This window comes from Mesorhizobium sp. M7A.F.Ca.CA.002.04.1.1, from assembly GCF_004022805.1.
In the GTDB taxonomy this organism is placed as follows: Bacteria; Pseudomonadota; Alphaproteobacteria; order Rhizobiales; family Rhizobiaceae; genus Mesorhizobium; species Mesorhizobium ciceri.
In genome coordinates this window covers 1-1,263 of the sequence record NZ_RZPL01001070.1, presented here as the reverse complement: position 1 = coordinate 1,263, position 1,263 = coordinate 1, and the positions used below count along the sequence as shown (strand labels likewise).

Annotated in this window: 2 protein-coding genes; both read right to left on the bottom strand. The window is 62.5% G+C overall.

Going from position 1 to position 1,263, the window contains the following annotated elements; all coding sequences use genetic code 11:
- Positions 1-358 (bottom strand): inositol monophosphatase family protein (locus tag ENZ75_RS32190; RefSeq protein WP_281061329.1); only part of this gene is annotated, 358 nt, incomplete at its 3' end.
- Positions 348-1,259 carry a tRNA 2-thiocytidine(32) synthetase TtcA gene (gene ttcA, locus ENZ75_RS32185; protein ID WP_245481343.1) on the bottom strand — a complete coding sequence of 304 codons (912 nt, stop codon included), beginning with the start codon at positions 1,257-1,259 and terminating at the stop codon, positions 348-350. The genes ttcA and ENZ75_RS32190, both read right to left, overlap by 11 nt.
- Positions 1,260-1,263 lie beyond the last annotated feature (4 nt).

Below are 1,263 nucleotides of genomic sequence, written 5' to 3'. Positions count from 1 at the left end.
CTTTGACCACGACCGCCAGCATGACGCCGAACAGCGGCACGCCGGAGGCGAAATTGAAAGTACCGTCGACCGGGTCGATGACGAAGGCCAGATCGGCATCGCCCAACCCGTTTAAAAGCGCTGGATTGTCGGAACAGGCCTCCTCGCCGACGACCATCGCTGAGGGATACCGCTCGCGCAGCCGCGCGGTGATCAGCCGCTCGGCATTGACGTCGGCTTCGGTCACCAGGTCGGCGGCCGACGTCTTCTGCCTGACATCGCCATCGCCCAACCGGCGAAAGCGCGGCATGATCTCGGCCAGTGCCGCCTCGGCCAGAATGCCGGCCAGCCAGTCGATCGCGGTGTCGTCAAATGTCATCGGCTTGCCTTGTGGTGAGGGTCTTGAGGGCAGCGAAATCGAACAGCTTTCTGTCGAGCAGATGCGATGGCCTGCTGTTCGACAGCGCGCGCAGCATCGTATCCTTGCGGCCCGGCATGCGCTTTTCCAGGTCCTCGAGCATCGCCTTCATGGCATTGCGCTGAAGACCTTCCTGGCTGCCGCAGAGATCGCAGGGAATGATCGGGAATCGCATGGCGGCAGCGAATTTTTCCAGATCGACCTCGGCGCAATAGCTCAAGGGCCGCAGCACCATGACGTCGCCTTCGTCATTGAGCAGTTTTGGCGGCATGGCGGCGAGACGCCCGCCATGGAAGAGGTTCATGAAGAAGGTCTCGAGAATGTCCTCGCGATGATGGCCGAGCACCAGCGCCGAGCACCCCTCCTCGCGTGCAATGCGGTAGAGATGGCCGCGCCTGAGACGCGAGCAGAGCGAGCAATAGGTGCTGCCCGCCGGCAGCTTGTCGGTGACGACGGAATAGGTGTCCTGATATTCGATCCGGTGCGCAATGCCGTGGCTGTCGAGATAGTCCGGCAGGATATGTTTGGGGAAATTCGGTTGGCCCTGGTCGAGATTGCAGGCCAGAAGATCGACCGGCAAGAGCCCGCGCCATTTGAGGTCGAGCAGCACCGCGAGCAGGCCGTAGGAATCCTTGCCGCCCGACAGCGCTACGAGCCAGCGCTGGCCGGGCTTGACCATCGAGAAATCCTCGATCGCCTGCCGGGTCAGCCGCAGCAGCCGCTTGCGCAGTTTGTTGAACTCGACCGAGGACGGCACGTCGGCGAACAGCGGATGGAAACCGCCTTCGCTGTCGGCGACCAGCGGATGGAAACCGCCTTCGCTGTCGGCGACCGGTTCGAGCGTTTCAATGTCTGGAAGCATGTTC

Coding starts and splice junctions, on each gene's coding strand:
- ttcA (WP_245481343.1), bottom strand. CDS start 1,259: ATGCTTCCAGACATTGAAACGCTCGAACCGGTCGCCGACAGCGAAGGC.